The sequence below is a fragment of the Pseudomonas sp. Larv2_ips genome (genome assembly GCF_963879675.1).
Classification (GTDB): Bacteria; Pseudomonadota; Gammaproteobacteria; order Pseudomonadales; family Pseudomonadaceae; genus Aquipseudomonas.
In genome coordinates this window covers 1-18,496 of record NZ_CAWOAW010000043.1, presented here as the reverse complement: position 1 = coordinate 18,496, position 18,496 = coordinate 1, and the positions used below count along the sequence as shown (strand labels likewise).

The window sequence follows — 18,496 nt, the reverse complement described above, 5'->3', positions numbered from 1 at the left end:
GTAGTACGGAGCGGGTAAACCGGCAGGACGCCGGTTTAGCCGCGACGGGGCAGGGACGGCCCGTCGCGGCGGCCCGCTCCGTAATGCCGGAGTGAGGGCACACCGAGCCTAAGCGAGGTGCCGAGTGGTGGGGCAAGAGCCCTTTGGTTACTTTGGGGCTTTTCCAAAGTGACCCGCCGTAAGGGCGGAACCCAAAGCGGCCCTCCCCCAAACAACGGATAAACACCCGGTCAAACCCAGCCCCCGCGCTCACACCTCACCCACCACAACCCAACGCGCTTCACGGGCAGCCACACGAATCGCCGTTGCCAACTGCTCAACCGCCCATGCCCCCTCAAAGTCAGTGCCCCCCGCGCCTTGCCCCGCCAGCGCCATGATCAATTCGTGCACCTCCAGCGTTTTCAACTCGTTGTACCCCAGTTGATGCCCGGCCGCCGGGCTGAACGCGGCATAGCCGGGCAGGGCAGGGCCGGCCAGCAGCCGTTGGAAACCGTCCTGGCCGAGCCGACACACCCGCAGTTCATTCAAGCGCTCCTGATCGAACGCCAGCGTGCCTCGCGTGCCGCTGATTTCAAAACTCAGGTGGTTCTTGTAGCCGTGCTTGAGCCAGCTGCTGCTCACCGTGCCGCGCGCGCCGTTGGCAAAGCGCAAGAGTGCGTGCACCTGGTCATCCACCGCGATGGGTTTACGGTCGCTGCTGCCGTAGACGACCGGGCGTTGGGCGTGGACGGTCTGGGTGTCGGCGCACACGCTGTGCACCTCACCGACCAAGTAGCGCGCCATCGACAGCAAATGACTGCCCAAATCCGCCAAGGCGCCGCCGGCATGTGCCACGTCACAGCGCCACGACCACGGTGAGGCCGGGTCGGCCATGAAATCTTCGCTGAACTCGCCCTGGAAACTGATGATTTCGCCCAGTTCGCCGTCGGCAATCATCTGCCGCGCCAGGCTGATCATCGGGTTGTGCTGATAGTTGTAGCCTACCCGCGTGACCACGCCGGCTGCACTCGCGGCGCGGCGCATGGCTTCGGCCTGCTGCAGGCTGACCGCCAGCGGTTTTTCGCAATACACCGCCTTGCCCGCTGCAATCGCCGCCATGGCCATGGGGTAATGCAAGTGATTGGGCGTGGTGATGGCCACGACATCAACGGTGGGGTCATCTATCAGCGCCTGCCAGTCGCCGTGGGCCTGGGCAAACCCCCAGGCGGTAGCGCAACGCTGTGCGCGTTCGGTGTCGGCATCGGCCAAGGCAGCTAGGTTGAGGTGTACCGGCAGTTCGAATACCGCGCGGGCATTGTTGAACGCCAAGGCATGGGCGCGCCCCATGAAGCCCGTGCCGATCAGGCCGATTCCGAGTTCACGCATAGCGGTGTTCCTTTGGATTATTGTTTTCAGGACGTGCATTAATGGAATAAATATTCTCTAAATTCAAGAGATGGAATAAATATTCATTAATCAGCCTGGGTAATGCACTCATATTCAGGCCATCGTCATAGCCCGCCAGTTAACAAAAGATAACGTAGCGCCGATTGTCAGACGATTCGAAAGCCCGATAGGATGGCCCCTGCTTCCTTCAGGCGCTCTAGATTGCAGGTTTCAGAGGCCGGCAAGGCAAGACGACCTAACAATAATAAATCGGGAGAAAGGTCTATGAGTGAGCCTGTCATGGGTTGGGTTGTTTGCCGCCCGCGCGCCGCACGCAAGGTTGCGATGCTGGCTACAGCGCTCTCGCTGCTGGGGGTGTTGTCGACACCCGTGCTGGCAGCCGATGAAACCGGCGCACCGCCGGCATTTGCGATTCAATCCCCCAAGGCCGCCAAAGGCCTGATGATCGACGTAGTGCACGCCGGCTCCCGCCTGGTGGCGGTCGGTGATCGCGGGCACATCCTCTATTCCGATGACCAGGGCAGCACCTGGACCCAAGCCAAAGTGCCGACTCGGCAACTGCTGACGGCGGTGTTTTTCGTCGATGAAAAACACGGCTGGGCTGTCGGCCACGACGCACAGATTCTTGCAAGCGCCGATGGCGGCGCCACCTGGACCCAGCAATACCAAGACCTCAAACGCGAAGCCCCCTTGCTCGACATCTGGTTCAAGGATGCCGAGCACGGCCTGGCCGTGGGCGCCTACGGTGCGTTGATCGAAACCACCGACGGCGGCAAAACCTGGGCAGACGTCAGCGACCGCCTCGACAACGAAGACCAGTTCCACCTCAACGCCATCGCCTCTATCAAGGACGCCGGGCTGTTTATCGTCGGTGAGCAGGGCAGCATGTTCCGCTCCAGTGACGACGGCCAGACCTGGGAAAAGCTCGAAGGCCCGTACCAGGGCTCGCTGTTTGGCGTGATCAGTACCGCTCAACCCCACACCCTGTTGGCCTATGGCCTGCGCGGCAATCTCTACCGTTCCACGGACTTTGGCAGCACCTGGGAACAGGTTGAGCTGAACGCGGCGCGAGGTGCCCTGGAATTCGGCTTGTCCGGCGCCACGTTGCTCGACGACGGTTCGCTGGTGGTGGTCGGCAACGGTGGCAGCGTGGTGGTCAGCCATGACGACGGGCAGACCTTCAGCGTGTTCAACCGCCCAGACCGCATTTCACTCTCGGCGGTTACCGCGACGGGCAACGGCAACTTGATTCTGGTCGGGCAGGGTGGCGTGCGTGTGGCCTCGGCCGCCGGTGCAGAGCTCTCAAAATAATAAGAAGGCGGGGTTTCAATGAGCAGTCATCACAACGATAAAGCGACCTTTCTTGAGCGCCTGATCTTCAACAACCGCCCGGCAGTGATCGTTATCTGCCTGCTGGTGAGCATTTTTCTGTTCTGGCAGGCGACGTTGATTCGCCCGTCCACCAGTTTTGAAAAGATGATCCCGCTCAAGCACCCCTTCATCGAAAAGATGATGGAGCATCGCAATGACCTGGCCAACCTGGGCAACACGGTGCGCATCTCCGTGGAAGCCAAGGACGGTGACATCTTCACCAAGGAATACATGGAGACCCTGCGCCAGATCAACGACGAGGTGTTCTACATCTCCGGCGTCGACCGCTCGGGCCTCAAGTCGCTGTGGAGCCCCAGCGTGCGCTGGACTGAGGTCACCGAGGAAGGCTTTGCCGGCGGCGAAGTGATCCCGCAGAGCTACAACGGCTCGCCGGAAAGCCTCGACCAGTTGCGCAACAACGTGCTCAAGTCCGGCCAGGTGGGGCGCCTGGTGGCCAACGACTTCAAGTCGAGCATTGTCGACATCCCGCTGCTGGAGTCCTACCCGGACCCACAGGACCAGGGCAAGTTGCTGGCCCTGGACTACCGCAAGTTTTCCCACGAACTTGAAGACAAGATCCGCGACAAGTTCGAAGCACAAAACCCCAACGTCAAGATTCACATCGTCGGGTTTGCCAAGAAGGTCGGCGACCTGATCGACGGCCTGGTGATGGTGGTGATGTTCTTCGGCATCGCATTTGTCATCACCCTGATTCTGCTGCTGGGGTTCACCAACTGCCTGCGCAGCACCGTCGCGGTATTGAGCACCACGCTGGTGGCAGTGGTCTGGCAGCTCGGCCTGATGCACTTCTTCGGTTTCGGCCTCGACCCGTATTCGATGCTGGTGCCGTTCCTGATCTTTGCCATCGGTATTTCCCACGGCGTGCAGAAGATCAACGGCATTGCGCTGCAGTCCAGTGAGGCGGACAACGCGCTGACCGCCGCCCGACGCACGTTCCGGCAATTGTTTTTGCCGGGGATGATCGCGATTCTCGCCGACGCGGTGGGCTTTATCACATTGCTGATCATCGACATCGGTGTGATCCGCGAGCTGGCCATCGGCGCCTCCATCGGCGTGGCGGTGATTGTGTTCACCAACCTGATCCTGCTGCCGGTGGCGATCTCCTACGTAGGCATCAGTAAACGCGCCATCGCCAAAAGCAAGAAAGATGCGCACCGCGAACACCCGTTCTGGCGCCTGCTGTCCAAATTCGCCAGCGCCAAGGTCGCGCCGGTGTCCATCCTGCTGGCACTGATCGCCTTCGGTGGCGGTCTCTGGTACAGCCAGAACCTGAAGATCGGCGACCTCGACCAGGGCGCGCCGGAACTGCGCCCGGACTCGCGCTACAACAAGGACAACAACTTCATCATCAACAACTACTCCACCAGCTCCGACGTGCTGGTGGTAATGGTCAAGACCCGTGCCGAAGGCTGCTCGCGCTACGAAGCCATGGCGCCTATCGACCAGTTGATGTGGAAGATGCAGAACACCGAAGGCGTGCAGTCGGCGATCTCGTTGGTGACCGTGTCCAAGCAGATGATCAAGGGCATGAACGAGGGCAACCTGAAATGGGAAACCCTGTCGCGCAACCCCGACGTGCTGAACAACTCCATTGCCCGCGCCGACGGCCTGTACAACAACAATTGCTCGCTCGCGCCGGTGCTGGTGTTCCTCAACGACCACAAGGCCGAAACCCTCGACCGCGCAGTGCATGCGGTGCAGGATTTTGCCAAGGAAAACAACAGGGACGGCCTGGAATTCATCCTTGCCGCCGGCAACGCCGGGATCGAAGCGGCGACCAATGAGGTGATCAAAGAGTCGGAACTGACCATCCTCATCCTGGTGTACCTGTGCGTGGCGACCATGTGCATGATCACCTTCCGCTCGTGGGCCGCCACCCTGTGCATCGTGCTGCCGCTGGTGCTGACCTCGGTGCTGGGCAACGCGTTGATGGCGTTCATGGGCATCGGCGTCAAGGTCGCGACCCTGCCGGTGGTGGCGCTGGGCGTGGGGATTGGCGTGGACTACGGCATTTACATCTACAGCCGTCTTGAAAGCTTCCTGCGCGCCGGCCTGCCACTGCAAGAGGCCTACTACCAGACGCTCAAGTCGACCGGCAAAGCCGTGCTGTTCACCGGCTTGTGCCTGGCCATCGGCGTGTGCACCTGGATCTTCTCGGCCATCAAGTTCCAGGCCGACATGGGCCTGATGCTGACCTTCATGCTGCTGTGGAACATGTTCGGCGCGCTGTGGCTGCTGCCGGCGCTGGCACGGTTCCTGATCAAGCCTGAAAAGCTCGCGGGGCAGAAGGGCAACTCGCTGTTTGCACACTAAGCCCGACACCGTCGCGCAGTGCCGCGTGGCAAGGGCGCAATGCCCTTGCCACGCGGCCTGTCAGGTTATGAAGTGGCCCAGCGCAATGTACAGGGCAAGGCGTCAGCGCGGTGCCCGTGGCACTGGCGCGATGGCCAGGAACAACTGATCCACGGGCGGCGTAATCAGCACATACAGAATGTGGGTCAGCGGTTCGGCGCCGGGTTCCGTGCGGGTATGAAGGTCGGCCTGGACATGCTGCTTGAGCAAGTCCTTCTGCGTGTACTTGCGCTGTTCCGGCAGCTTCAGGTGGGCCCGCGTGTAGTGGGCGGGCAGGGCGTCGGCATGGGCGTAATGAAAGTGCGCATACCACAACACCACCGGCGGTTTCTTGGCCTTGTCGTACACCGCGTACTCGGTGAAGAAGTCGCCGCTGAGGGTCGGGCGCTGCGGGTCGGCCAGGCTGGTCAGGTTGATGTCGATCTGTTTTTGTTCCCACAGGTAATTGAGGCTCTCCTGGGTCGGCCATTGCCGTTTATACGCCTCACTGCACACGCGCTGCGCCAGCCGGCTGATGTCCCTGGCGTGTGCCCGGTATTCATCGATCAGGCGTTGCACCGCGGTTTTTTGCGCCAGATGGTCGCGTGCCAACTCATCGGCCAAGGCCGTGAGTTTTCCGGCGTGGCCCATGAGCAATTCATTCCAGTCACCCGGGTCGACGTGTTGACGGGTCAACGGCGAGTCGAGTTTTTGCTGCTCGGCCGTGATCAGTTGTTCAATGCCTTTGCGTTGTTCGATCAGCGCCTGGGCCAGGCCTTTGAGGGTGGCCAGTGAGCGAACCTGGGCTGCGCCGGCCGGGGCAGCCGCCGGGTCCTTTGCGGTCGTGGCCCAACCGTCTGCGTGTTGGCTGAACGAGGCAATGGTTTCACCGGTCAAGGCGTCGGTGAGGGTCAGTTGCTCCTGGCTGTTCTGTGCATCGGCAGGCTTGAGCTCACCGATGAGGTAGGCTTTTTTGCGGGTTTTAAATACCCGTTTGGCCGGGTTTTTGGGACGCAGGGTTTTCGACAAGGGCAGCACGACGTCCAGCTCTTCCTGTTTGCGTACCACCGCTTCAAGTTCGCTTTGCGCAAGCGCCTGGGCAAATTCAAGGCCTGTCAGCAGGCGTTCGGCCTCCGGGCGCAGGCGCCCGGGGTTGAGGGCCTTGAGGGCGCGAATCGCATCCTCATGACGGCGGTACCGGTCAAGGACCGTCTCATACACATTACGTTGCTCGGCCAGCGGGTATTCGGCACCGCTGCGCACTTCGACGTGAGACTGCAGGGCTTGGGCCAGGTCGCTTTGTTCAAGCCGGTTGAGGTAAAAGTCCTCCTGGGGTGGCAATCGTCGGTCGGCCGTCGCCACGCTGGCGGCGGCGAGGTAATTGAGCGCATTGAGCCTCAGGTTGTTGGCGAAAAAATTCTGCGGGTATTGGATCTGCGTCAGGCATTCCTGGCGGATCACACGGCCCGCCAACGAGTCCTGTTCCAGTTGTTCGAGCGTATGCTCCATGACCGCCGCGACCTCGGCCATGTGCTCGCGGATATTGGCCGATTCAACCGTGTTGCGGATGTATTCGTCGTAGACGGTGGTGTCTCCCAGCAGGTTGTCGACAAACATCCTGCGTGCCATCTGCGCCATGGGCTCGCCCGCGCTGGAAAAACGCATGGCGTTCAACCGGTCCAACAACAACGTCTGGATGGCCGACTGCTGGTTCCATAGGGTCCCCAGGATTTTTGCCCGGTCATGCACGTGCACACCGGCGCCGCCGACCCTTTCCAGCTCCTGGCCCACCTTGACCATTTCCAGGCGTGGGGGCAGGGACTGGGCAAATTGGTCTTCGAGGTTCTGCAGCAGAATCTGAAACTCGGTGCGTCGCTGCTGGTGGTTCAGGGTCTCCTGCTGGTGCCGCGCCGTCAGGGCCGGCTGTTGCTCGGGCGTCGCTTTTTGCAAAAGATTCCAGACCAGTTGCACGGTTTTGCGTTGGTTTTTCAAGGCGGTGGTGGCAGATAACATCTGCTCCATGGATGCCAGGAAGGGCGCCATCAAATGGGTTATTTGCGTATTGAGCGCCTGCCCGCGTGCCAGCAGCGCGTTTTTTCTACGCTGGTTTTCCTCGCGCAAGGCCGCCATCCGCTTGGGGCCACCGCCCACCAGTTTGAGGCCGCGGTCCAGTGTCCAATGGCCTTTTCCATCGGTGCGAAGCTTGATGCCGGGGTGGTCGGTTTTTTCGGGGTGCACGATATACACGTCGCCAAAACCCGGAACGATGCTGGCCCTGAACAGCAAACCACCGACCGAGGCATGCCAGACCCCATTGAGGTTATACAAACCCAGGTGACGCCCGGCGCTAACCTGCGCAGGTAGGGACTGTGGCCAGGGCAGGCTGAATGCCCGCAGTTTTTCCAGCAGCGCTGCCGATGCTTCGTCGCTGGCCAGCGAATGATCGAAATCCACCAGCGTGCGGCCACCGCCGGGCGGTTCGGAAGGCAGGCCGACCGTGCCACGTTCAATGATCGCCGGCTGGCTCGTTGCCGCGCCCAACGCTGCACGCCGCAACGCCGGGAACATGGGCGAGGCTTCGTCCAGTACAGGGTGCACCGGCGCCGCCGTGAGCGAGCCGTGATGCACCAGCAACAGGGCGATGTTTTGCAGCAGATCGACCCACGCCAGTGCCTGCGTCTGAGGGTCGTCACTTTCCAGCGCCGGCACATCGTGCGTCAGGCCCTGCACCAGTTGCATCAGCCAGCCGATTGCCGCCAGTGGCCCGCGCACGGCCATCAGCAGGGTATTGAAGCCCAACTGCATACCTTCCAGGATCAACGCCCAGCGGCTCTCGCTATTGGACGTGGACGCGCGCTCAGCCTGCGCCAGCAGTTGCCGAGTCTCGCAGCCGAACAGGTACTCCATGAGGCTGCCATTGTTCAGGGCCTGAAGGATTTCGTCGCTGCTCTGGTCGCCAGCGGCGGCCAACTGCGCAGGTTCAGGCACGCGCGGCAGCGGGTCGAATTCCGAGCCCAGGCCGACCCGCACGTAGTGAGGCTGGGTAAACCCACCGTTGCTGTAGATGGCTCTGGCCGATTCCGGCAACCAGGTCAAAACGCTGTCCTGCAACGCGCCGGGCCGTACGAGGCCGGCCAGCAGGCTGTCGCGACTGGCAAACTCCAGCAGCGAGTCGCGATAGGCCGGCCGATACAGCAGGTGCGGGCCTCGTTGCGTATCGAGGGGCTCGATGATGAACATGTTTTGCACCACGTCCGCCGTGGCGCCGGGCTTGCGCACCAAGGCCAGCACCCGCATGACGATGCTTTCGCCGTCGACCCGGCGCCCCGTGGAGGTCGGGTTCAGCACGGCATTCACCCACAGGATGCCGCGCGGTGTCAGGCCAGCTTCGCCTTTGAGCCTGTGCTCCAGCGCTTGAGTTTTCAGCTGCACCGGCCGTTGCTGTTCGAACAGGCGCTTGCGTTTTTGCGCGGCCTCGGTATCGCCGAGCAGCTCCTGGCGCAGGTAAAGAGGGTAATTTTTGCCGATGTCGACACGCTGGACCAGTTGGCGAATGGCGTCGGCTGTCAGCCAGGCTTCGATTGCCCGACCGGTGCGGTGGCTGAGTGTCATGCGGCCATTGGGCGCGCCCGAGAGGTTTTTCAGGGCCAGATCCACCAGGCTCAGGGTCACCGGTTCGACGTAACCGCCGGCCAGGGTGCCCACCGCCACGTGAAAGGTCAGTTGCAGATCGTCGGCGTGGTAGCCACTCGATCGAGCGGCAGCGTCGCAGGCGCGTTGGCCACCCAGGGCGACGCTGCGATCCAGGCACAGTTGGTGGTTCAAATGTTCGGTTGCATAGCTGCGCAAGGTTTCCAGGCTGTCGAAATCCGAATCGCCAAGGGTCAAGCGGCGGATGCCGGCCTGTTCAAGCAGGCACTCACGGTAAGCAAGGCGCTCGGCCGCGCTGGCGTGCTGCAGCCAGGCGGGCAGGGCTGCGCGGATCGAATTCAGGGTTGCCAGCGGTGTGGTGGTCGAGGGGCTGAAGACTTGCGCCGGGTTTGTAGCGGCAGCAAACCGCAGTTCCAAGGCCTGCACGCTGGACCCGGCCGGGAGCTCAATGGCCGCGAGAGCCTCCAGTTGTCCCTCAAGTATGAGCGCGGCTTGCACCTCGAAAATATTGCCGTCGGGCTCGTACTGCTTCCAGATGATGCGCTGCGCGCGAAAACGCTGCTGCAGGTGCATTCCCCAGGCCTGGCCGAAGGCCTCGAGGTCGGCGTACGCCTCGATCTGCCCCGATACGCGGCACAGCAACACCTGCGTCGGGGCGACCACCAACACATCGCTGGCTTGCAGGGTGAGTCGGCGGCCTGCCTGCTCCAGAACGGTTTCCAGGGTATAGGCACGCACGGCCTTCTGCGGCCAGGGGCGTTGGGCGCGCGTACTGCGCTCGGGGTAACGGGCCAGTGTGAGGAGCGTATCGAGCTGTCGTGCCAGGCTCCCTGGCTGGCGAATGGCCGAGTCGAGCAGCGCGCCGTGCAGCACGCGGGCCAGCCACTGCCAGCGGCTGCCGCCGGCCTCCGTGTCCTGGCTCCAGTAGGCTGCCAAAGCGTCTTGAAAGGCGATGCTCAGAATCAGCGGCAGTTCTCTGATAACGACTTCGATGACTGCCAGGTCATAGCCGTGCGGGCCATCGGCCTCAAAGCTCAGCCGGGTTCCCGTGGCGTCGCCCAGGTAGCAGTCCAGGCCGTAGCGCATGGACACATCGGGAAAGCTGCCATCGGCCAGGTGACTGAGCGCCACCTCCAGCAGCGGGAGCAAGCTGCGTCCGCCGCCGTCACGGGGTATGGCCAGGCGCAGGTCAGCGAGCGCAGAGCGCAGCGGCGGGTATTTTTCCTTCAAGTGGTCGGCCAGCAACTGCGCAGTGACTGAGCGCAGCGTCGGGCGAGTGAGAAACCGGGCTTCAACCGCTTGTCGGGCCGGGTGTGCAGCAGGGACGGTGTTCGGGTCTGTCATGGGTATTCCTTTACAGGGGAGCAAAACGCGCCCCAGCAAGGTAATGCGCTGCGTCGCCCGGAGGCGGTAGCCCGTTATGGCCTTAGGTGCAGGCAGCAAACTGGCCTATCATTAGCGCTTTGAACCTGATGAAAGACTGTGATGACTGATAATTTGCCTGCCGTCCTGAAGACTTCCGACATGCTTGAAATCGATGGCCTGCATGCCTTTGATTTCACCTTTGATGAACAGGCCTTGCTGATCACTGCCATGGACGGCCGTGCTGAAAAACGCTGGCGTTTCAGCCTGGAGCAGGTGCAGGCCGCCACCTTCGATGACACCTTGCAAAGCTGGACCCTTACCGGTGATTCGGGCGAGCACCGCCTGATCTGCATGAGCGCTTTCACCGGCAACAATAACGACGAGGATGAAGCGGATGATGATGCGTAAATTCTGGCCCCTGCTGATGGCGGGCAGTGTCGGTGCCATGTCGGTGCAAGCCGCCCCGGCAGACACCTACGAACTGCTGGTGGGCAGCTACACCGCCGGTACCAGCGAGGGTATCTACCGCCTGCAGTTTGACAGCCGTACCGGTCAATTCAGCGGCAAGCCGGTACTGGCCGCGAAGGCGGCCAACCCGTCGTGGCTGACGATCTCCAAAGACCAGAAGCATTTGTTCGTGGTCAACGAGAACGGCCCGGGCCAGAAAGACCCGGTCGGCCGCGTCAGCAGCTACAGCATTGACCCGCAGAACCATCAATTGACCCTGATCAACCAGGTGCAGAGCCTGGGCAATGAACCCACCCATTCCAGCCTTGCCGCTGATGGGCGTTACCTGTTCGTTGCCAACTATTCGGTACTCGAAGATCCGGGTGGCAGCCTCGCAGTCCTGCCGGTTGACGCCGCTGGCAAGCTGTCGGCGCCGGTGCAACTGAGCGGGCATCCGTCCAGCCGGGTAAACCCGGAGCGCCAGGCCTCCAACCATGTGCATTCGGTGGTGTCATCGCCGGACGGCAACTACGTGTTTGTTCAGGACCTGGGCGCCGACAAGGTGTTTGCCTACCACTACGACCCCAAGGCCAACCCTGAACTGCCGCTGACCCCGGCCAACCCTGCCGCCGTGCCAATGCCACCGGGCAGCGGCCCGCGTCACTTGCTGTTCAGCGCGGATGGCAAGCATGCCTGGCTGACCACCGAGATGAGCGCTCAGGTCGCCGTGTTCGATTACAACGACGGCAAGCTCAGCCAGACCCAACTGGTCGATTTTGCTGCCGGGCAGCCGGTGGCCGACAAGGCCGGTGCGGCGCTACACGCCTCCAGCGACGGCAAATTCCTGTACGTGAGCAACCGCGGCACCGCCAACCAGATGCTGGTGTTCAGCATCGACCCGGCCACCGCGCACCTCAAGGAACTGCAGCGCCGCTCCGTGGAAGGTGACCACCCGCGCGAGTTCAGCCTGGACCCGAGCGGCAAGTTTTTGCTGATCGCCAACCAGAAAAGCAACGAAATCGTGGTAGTCGAACGCGACCCCAAGACCGGCCTGCTGGGTAAAACCGTGCAGAAACTGCCGATCGATGCTCCCAGTGACCTGAAGTTTCTGGTGCGTCAATAAGCCACAGGCCCCGCCATGCGGGGCCTGACTCGGTGTATTAATTCTATTAATAGCGGCTACTGTTTCAAAGCATTACCAAGGTTCAGCCCTCGGGCGTAAGTTGGGTTCCAAGGCCTTCCCCGGCCACCTAAACCAACGAACACAAGGGTTACCGACATGAACTTGAACCTCTTCTCCATCATCGCCGCTTCCGCTGTTTCCGCCACCGTGGCATTGCCTGCCGCCGCCAGCGTGGAAGTGTCCGGCAAAAAATCCAACACCACGGCCTACACCCAGAAATACCTGCAACAGAGCGCCAACTTCTACGCCGCACTGGATCACAAGACCCAGCACTGAGCGTGAGCTGAGCGACGGTCACATGTGGGAGCTGGCTTGCCTGCGATGAAAGCAACTCGGTGTATCCGTTGGAACGAGTTGTCGGCATCGCAGGCAAGCCTGCTCCCACATTTGATTGTGTTGGGCTCAGGGTTTTGCCATTACCGCGACAAACAGCGCTGATTCCAGAAAACGCTGCAGCCAGGCCTGCAAACGAGGATACGGCGCGCTGGCGAACCACTCGCGGTCCACGTGCGCAAACTGACGCACAAACGGCGCCAGTGCCACATCGGCCAGGCTCAAATGCTCGGCCCATAAAAACGCCCGATCCGCCAACAAAGCCTCCAGTGCACGCAAAAACACCTCGCCCTCGGCCCGATAATGTTCCATCGGTAGCTCCGGGTAGCGCTCGGCATACTTGTATCGATTCAAGTGATGTTTGAAGGCCTGATCGTTCTCGGCGATCAGTTGCAGCACCCGTGGGTCGCCCTTGAGCAACAAGTCATCAGGGTCGTGCTGCGCCAGGGCCCAGAGCATGATCTCCAGGCTTTCCTCAATGACCCGACCGTCCACACTCAATACCGGCACCGTGCCCTTGGGCGACAGCGCGAGCATGTCGGCCGGCTTGGCTTTCAGGCTCACCTCGACGATCTGCACGGGCACGCCCGCGTAGCGCAACGCCATTCGCGCCCGCATCGCATACGGGCAGCGCCGGAACGAATACAGCAGCGCCTCGCTCACTTGACCTCCAGCGTGCTCAAGCCATTGCCCTGACGCTTGACCTGGATCTGCACCGGAATGCGCTCGTGCATTTCCTGTACGTGGGAAATCACCGCCACCTTGCGGCCCTGGGCCTGCAGACCATCCAGGGCGTCCATCGCCAATTGCAGCGACTCCGGATCAAGGCTGCCGAAACCTTCGTCGATAAACAGCGACTCGATCTTCAACGTGCTGGACGCCATCGACGCCAGTCCCAACGCCAGCGCCAGCGACACCAGGAAGGTTTCGCCCCCGGACAACGAGTGCACCGAGCGCAGTTCATCGCCCATTTCCGTGTCCATCACCAACAGCCCGAGCATGCTGCCGCCGCGTTTGAGGCGGTAGCGGCGCACCAGTTGGCGCAATTGCACGTTGGCGTGGTGCACGAGCAAGTCCAGGTTGTAGGCCTGGGCGATCTTGCGGAACGTGTCGCCGGTGGCCGAACCGATGAGCGCATTCAGGCGCGCCCAGCGTTGCCATTCTTCATAGGCCTGGGTGATCTGTTCGGCCAGCGCGTGGTTGGCGTCCTGTCGGCGCTGGTCTTCGGCCTGGCGCGCGCGCAGCTCGGCGCAGTGTTTTTCGCCCTCGGCCAATTGTTGGTTGAGCGTGGCCAGGCTGCCATCGAGTTGGTCGGCGTCCAGGTTGCCGTTGTGCAAGGCCTGATGCTCGGCGAGGCGTTGCTCGCGTTCGTGCAGCAGCACCTTGGCTTGTTCGACGGCTTTTTCGCTGTGTTGCACCTGCTGGCGCAGCGCGCTGATCTGGCTGTCATCAAAGGCGAGCAAGCGCGTAAGCCCCTCGTCATCCAGCTCGGGGTGCAGCGCCCGCCATTCGCTCAGGCGTTCGTCGAGGCTGTGCTGCTCAGCAGTCAGTGCCTGTTGGCGTTCCTGCTGCGCCTTGAGGTCGGCAGCCAGTTGAACAAGGGCATTACGCAGGTCTTGCAGCTGTTGATTGGCGTCGGTTTCGCGCTGACGTGCCTGCGCCACCGCCTGGTCCAGTTGCTGCTGCCACTGCTCAGCGCTGGCGTGATCGCCCAGCAGTGCCGTGAGTTGTGCCTGCGCGGCCTGTCGCTGCGCGGACAACTCGGTGACGTGCTGATGCAAGGCGTCCAGTTGCTGCTGGCGATGCTGCTGATGGGTCTGTTCTTTCTCGATGGCCTGTTGACGTTCCTGCTGCTCGGCCAATTCATCGCGCTGATGGCCCAGCTGTTCCAGGCGTTGGCTGACCTGCTGGTCGAGCTGCATAAAGGTCGCGGCCGGTTCGCGGCGCAAGCCTTCGAGGGTTTCGGCCGGCAGCAGGCTGGCGAAGGCATGCAGCTCTTCGTCGAGGCGTTCGCGGTCGTTGGACAGCTCGCGTTGCTGGTCCACCAGCAACTGCCGGGCTTGCTGGCTCGCATCCTGAGCGGCTTGCAACTGCTGCTGCAAACGCCCGGCATTTTGTTGCAGGTTGAGCAGGGCGCCCTGGCGCTGTTCGTCCTGGGTGATGCTTTGCGTCAGTTGCGCCAATTGCTGGGCCAGCCAAGTGCTGCGCTTGGCGGCGTCCTGATTGAACAACGAGGCCGACAGCGGGTGTGCATCCAGGCTGGGTTTGAGCGCGTGCTGTTGCGTCGTCAGTTGCTCCTGCTGTTGCAGGAACTCCTTTTGTTGCGCGATCAAACCGCCCACTTCGCCGCGCAGCTCGGTGAGTTTTTCCTTGAGCACGTCGACGGCTTTCTGCGCCGTGGCTTCTTCGTTCTCATCATGACGGCCGAGGCTTTGCAGCAAGGCTTCGGGCTGGTGATAGGGATGCTCATGGCTGCCGCACACCGGGCAGGGCTGGTCGTCCTGCAACTGCTCGCGCAATTCCTCGACGCTGGCGCTGCGGGCCAGGCGTTGGCGTTCGAGCAGTTGTTTGGTCACCGTCAAGGTTTGCTCGGCGACGGCCAGCTCGGCCTTGGTTTGCAGACCGGTCTGGTTCAGCTGTTCGCGCTGTTGCTGGGCGTCCGCGAGCTTCTGCGTCAGGCTGGCGGCGTGTTGATCAAGCTGCTGCTGGTTGTCCCACAGACGTGTCAGGTCTTCAAAGGCGCGTTGCTGCTTGCGGTTGTCCTGCAGCAGGCTCGCCAGTAGGTGGATCTGCTCGGCGACCGCGTGCGGCTCGGCGCCGGCTTCCTGATACAACAGGTCCAGCGCGTCACGTTGCTGAGCGAATTTTTCGGCGGCGATGGTGGCGCGTTGTTCCAGCAGCGGCAGTTCGCTCTGGCCTTTGTTCAAGCGATTGCCGATCAGCATCAACTGTTGCAGACGGTCGCGGTAAGCGCCCCAGGCATCGCTCAGCGGCGCCAGGGTGGCGCTGCGCTCCAGCTCGGCAGCCAGGCGTTGCAGGCGTTCGGCAACGTGGGTGTGTTTGTCCTGCAACCCCTTCAACAAGGTCTGGCCTTGGGTGCAGGCGACTTCGTGTTGCTGCTGGTCCTCGGTGCGTTTGGCCAGGTCCTTGGTCAGGTGGGCGAGGGTGCTTTGTGCTTCAACGGCCTGGCGCAACAAGGGCACGGCGTCGGCCTGGTGCTTCAGCGCCTCAGCCAGTGCCGCCTGGGCCGCCACTTGCTGGGCTTGCGCCTGCTCCTGACGCGTGTGCAGCGCGGTTTGCTGCTCGCGGTGCTGATGAATCTGCGCGGCGAGCGGCGTCAGCAACGTGCCGAGTTCAACCTGTCGAGCAAATTGATGGCGCTGTGGCGCCAAGTGCTCCAGGCGGCTCAAATCCTCGCGCTGCTGGCCCTGGCCATCCCAATCGGCCAGGGCGCGTTGCAGTTGCTCAGTCGCGCTTTGTTGGCGCTCCTGCCATTCGCGCAACTCCTTGAGCCAGGTGTGCTGCAACTCCAACTGCTTGAGCTGGGCCTGCCGGGTCTTGAGCTGCTGCTGCGCCGTGGCCAACTGTTGATCCAGTTCGGCACGGGCCTCGGCGGCCAATGGCACCACGCCGGTGGCCTGGTCTTGCAGTTGTTTGTGCGCGTCCTTGGCATCCTTGGCCTTGTCGAAGGCGCGGCGGCCAAGCTGGGTGTAGAGCGCGGTGTCGGTGAGCTTTTCCAGCAGTTCGCTGCGCTCATTGTCGTTGGCCTTGAGGAACGCGCTGAATTCACTTTGCGCCAGCAACACCGCGCGGGTGAACTGCTCGAAATTCAGGCCCAGGGCCAGTTCCAGCTGGGTCTTGTATTCGGTCTTCTGGCTGGCCAGCAGTTGGTCGCTGTCCAGGTCGATCAGGCTTTGCCGGCTGTTCTGCAACTTGCCGCTGGCCTTGTCGCGGGCGCGGTTGGCCTCCCAGCGCGCACGGTAGCGACGGCCGTTGACGCCGACAAAGTCCACCTCGGCATAACCACCGCCGGTGCCGCGGCGCAGCAGGGTCCGTGGGTCGCCGATGGAAATGTCGCTGTCGGCATCCGGCATCTTGGCCTGGCCGGTATCGCCCAGGCGTGGCACCGCGCCAAACAGCGCCAGGCACAAGGCATCGAGCAAGGTACTTTTGCCCGCGCCGGTCGGCCCGGTGATGGCAAACAACCCGGCGCTGGCCAGGGGCTCGGCGGTAAAGTCGATTTCAAACGGGCCGGCCAGTGAGGCAAGGTTTTTCAGGCGGATGGCAAGAATCTTCATGGCTGTTCACCCGCCTGTTGCACTTCCTGGAGCAGCACGGCGAAATCCTTCAAGGTCTGTTCATCCACTTCACTGCCGTAGTTGTCCTGCCAGGCGCGGCTGAACAGCTCCTGGGGCGTGAGCTGGTCGAGTTCGACCAGGCGCTCGTCGTCGGTGGCGTCGCTGCCGCGCTTGCCGGCATATTCAGCGGCGATGCGCACCAGGCGCACGGCCTTGCCTTGCAGGGCGGTTTCGATTTGCTGGCGCAGGTCCGGTTGCGGCTCGTCCAGGCGCACCCGCACTTCCAGCCACGGGTGGCGTTGGGTCTCGGCGAGCAGATCGATGTCGGGCAGATCCGCCAGTTGCTTGAGGATATCCGCCAGCGGCGCAGCGTCCAGGCGTTGCAGGTTGACCGAACGCGGGATCAGCCGCGGCTCGACGCCCACCAGGCGTTGGCCCTGGAAGGTCACGTCGAGAATCTGGTGCTTGTAGCCGATTTCGGAAAACGACAGGGGAATCGGCGAGCCGCTGTAGCGAATGCGTTCTTCGCCGTTCACCTTTTGTGGCTTGTGCAAATGGCCCAGAGCCACATAGCTCACGCTGGCATCGAACAGGCTGGCGGGCAGCGCCTCGGCATTGCCGATGATCAGGCTGCGCTCGGAGTCTTCCGACACCGAACCACCGGCCATATGCGCATGACTGATGGCAATCAGCGGCTGGCCTTTTTTGCGTTTGGCATTGGCGGCGGCGATCAGCCATTCATGCACCTGGCCGATGCCGCGCAGGTAGTCGTCGCCCAAGTGCGCACCGGTGACTTCCGCCGGGCGCAAAAACGGCAGCGCCAGGCACCAGGCGGCGATCTTGCCTTTGGCGTCAGGCAGCGGGATCAGCAGGCGCTCGGCATCCAGTTGGCCGTCATCCAGCCACAGCACGCGGCCCAGGGCATGCGTGCGCAGGCGGCGCATCAACGGCGCGGGCAATTCGATGCGCGAGCCGGAGTCGTGGTTGCCGGCGATCATCACAATCGTGAGTTTCGGGTTGTGTTCGTGGGCGCTGATGATGAAGTCGTACAGCCGCTCCTGGGCCTTGAGCGGCGGGTTGACCGTGTCGAAGATATCGCCGGCGATCAGCAGCACATCGGGCTGCTCGGCTTTTAATTGGCCCAGCAGCCACTCGAGGAAGCAGGCGTGTTCGAAGTCGCGTTCCTGGCCATGCAGGTTTTGGCCGAGGTGCCAGTCGGAGGTGTGGAACAGACGCAAGGCGAACTCCGCGGAGAAGATGAAAAGGAGGGGAGTTTACCTGTAAAAGCCTGCACCGTGCCCGCGGACGAGCCAGATCGGCTGTGGGGGTTGGCGTGCCGACAGAGCGAGGTGGCTGTGTTGCAGGCACGCCAGCGTCCACAGGGGTTATGCGGCGTGCAGGCAGTTCAGCGCGCGGTCGGCCAAGGTTTTGGCGTTGTTGATCAGGTGTTCGGTGGTGCTCGCCATGTCGCGTTCATGGCCGAGCAGCGTTTGCGTGGTGCTGGCCGCGGTGGCGGCGGCGCAGCGCAGCAGGTCGCAGATTTGGGCCAGGGCGTCTTCGAAGCTGAGGTCGTGATGCGCGACGAAGGACGGCAGTGAATCGGGTTGCAAGTAGTGGCGCAGGGCACGCTCAAAAATTTCGCGGGGTGGGTCGGGGACGATTTTGTTCATGAATGAAACTCCTGGAAGATTGGGAGCCATTCTTTTGCAGATCTCACTCGACAAAAGGTGGCAGCTATGTGCGGGGTGAGATAACCGGTAGGAGCACCCGGCCAGACCGAAGTCTGCCCGCACACAGCCGCCATAGAGCATATTGCTCGCGGTTGTGACACTTGGCGCCTACACAGGATCTCACCCCTGATCGCTGATATGCAGCGACGGAGCGAAGGCTAGCCAGTGAGGTGGGCAGGCGCAAGGCCGAAGGATTGTCTAGGAAACTTCCCGCGAATTAAAGGGATGTGGATTGCTGGCCTTTAACAATGCGTGTCGATCAGGTGGCACTGATCTACCGTGGGGGCGGGGGTGGTTGAGTACATATCCGTTGCTGCGGTCACGGCCACTTAGGGTTCCGCTCTTACAGCGGGTCACTTTTGGCAAACGCCCCAAAAGTA

General features: G+C 62.2%; 11 protein-coding genes. 5 read left to right on the top strand and 6 right to left on the bottom strand.

The window, feature by feature from the left end:
* Window positions 1-249 precede the first annotated feature (249 nt).
* Window positions 250-1,365 (bottom strand): Gfo/Idh/MocA family protein, encoded by a 1,116-nt coding sequence (locus tag AACV02_RS30140; protein ID WP_119735893.1) that lies wholly within the window; start codon window positions 1,363-1,365, stop codon window positions 250-252.
* A 300-nt stretch (window positions 1,366-1,665) separates the two neighbouring features.
* On the opposite strand from AACV02_RS30140, the gene AACV02_RS30135 reads away from it, so the two are divergent.
* Complete coding sequence (locus tag AACV02_RS30135; protein ID WP_177413664.1) at window positions 1,666-2,697, top strand: WD40/YVTN/BNR-like repeat-containing protein; 1,032 nt, start codon at window positions 1,666-1,668, stop codon at window positions 2,695-2,697.
* Between the two features lie 18 nt (window positions 2,698-2,715).
* Window positions 2,716-5,091 (top strand): efflux RND transporter permease subunit, encoded by a 2,376-nt coding sequence (locus AACV02_RS30130; protein ID WP_119735889.1) that lies wholly within the window; start codon window positions 2,716-2,718, stop codon window positions 5,089-5,091.
* Window positions 5,092-5,193: 102 nt separating this feature from the next.
* Here AACV02_RS30130 and AACV02_RS30125 read toward each other — a convergent pair whose 3' ends face one another.
* Window positions 5,194-10,104 carry a hypothetical protein gene (locus tag AACV02_RS30125; protein ID WP_119735887.1) on the bottom strand — a complete coding sequence of 1,637 codons (4,911 nt, stop codon included), beginning with the start codon at window positions 10,102-10,104 and terminating at the stop codon, window positions 5,194-5,196.
* 141 nt (window positions 10,105-10,245) lie between these two features.
* Between AACV02_RS30125 and AACV02_RS30120 the strand changes: the two genes are divergently transcribed.
* The 3 genes from AACV02_RS30120 (at window position 10,246) to AACV02_RS30110 (ending at window position 12,031) form a co-directional block, all read left to right on the top strand.
* Window positions 10,246-10,533, top strand: coding sequence for a DUF5629 family protein (locus tag AACV02_RS30120; protein WP_119735885.1), 288 nt, complete (start codon window positions 10,246-10,248; stop codon window positions 10,531-10,533).
* Complete coding sequence (locus AACV02_RS30115; RefSeq protein ID WP_119735883.1) at window positions 10,520-11,695, top strand: lactonase family protein; 1,176 nt, start codon at window positions 10,520-10,522, stop codon at window positions 11,693-11,695. Before AACV02_RS30120 ends, AACV02_RS30115 begins: the two co-directional genes overlap by 14 nt.
* 156 nt (window positions 11,696-11,851) lie before the next feature.
* A complete protein-coding gene (locus tag AACV02_RS30110) occupies window positions 11,852-12,031 on the top strand; it encodes a hypothetical protein (protein ID WP_106580498.1) in 180 nt (59 codons plus the stop codon).
* A gap of 126 nt (window positions 12,032-12,157) precedes the next feature.
* Here AACV02_RS30110 and AACV02_RS30105 read toward each other — a convergent pair whose 3' ends face one another.
* The 4 genes from AACV02_RS30105 to AACV02_RS30090 form a co-directional block, all read right to left on the bottom strand.
* Window positions 12,158-12,751: a glutathione S-transferase gene (locus AACV02_RS30105; protein WP_119735881.1), complete on the bottom strand. Its 594-nt coding sequence runs from the start codon at window positions 12,749-12,751 to the stop codon at window positions 12,158-12,160.
* Window positions 12,748-16,386, bottom strand: coding sequence for an AAA family ATPase (locus AACV02_RS30100; RefSeq protein WP_119735879.1), 3,639 nt, complete (start codon window positions 16,384-16,386; stop codon window positions 12,748-12,750). Before AACV02_RS30100 ends, AACV02_RS30105 begins: the two co-directional genes overlap by 4 nt.
* Window positions 16,383-17,624 carry an exonuclease SbcCD subunit D C-terminal domain-containing protein gene (locus tag AACV02_RS30095; RefSeq protein WP_119735877.1) on the bottom strand — a complete coding sequence of 414 codons (1,242 nt, stop codon included), beginning with the start codon at window positions 17,622-17,624 and terminating at the stop codon, window positions 16,383-16,385. The genes AACV02_RS30100 and AACV02_RS30095 overlap by 4 nt, the downstream gene beginning before the upstream one ends.
* A 147-nt stretch (window positions 17,625-17,771) precedes the next feature.
* Window positions 17,772-18,056, bottom strand: coding sequence for a DUF6124 family protein (locus AACV02_RS30090; protein ID WP_177413661.1), 285 nt, complete (start codon window positions 18,054-18,056; stop codon window positions 17,772-17,774).
* Between the last annotated feature and the right edge of the window lie 440 nt (window positions 18,057-18,496).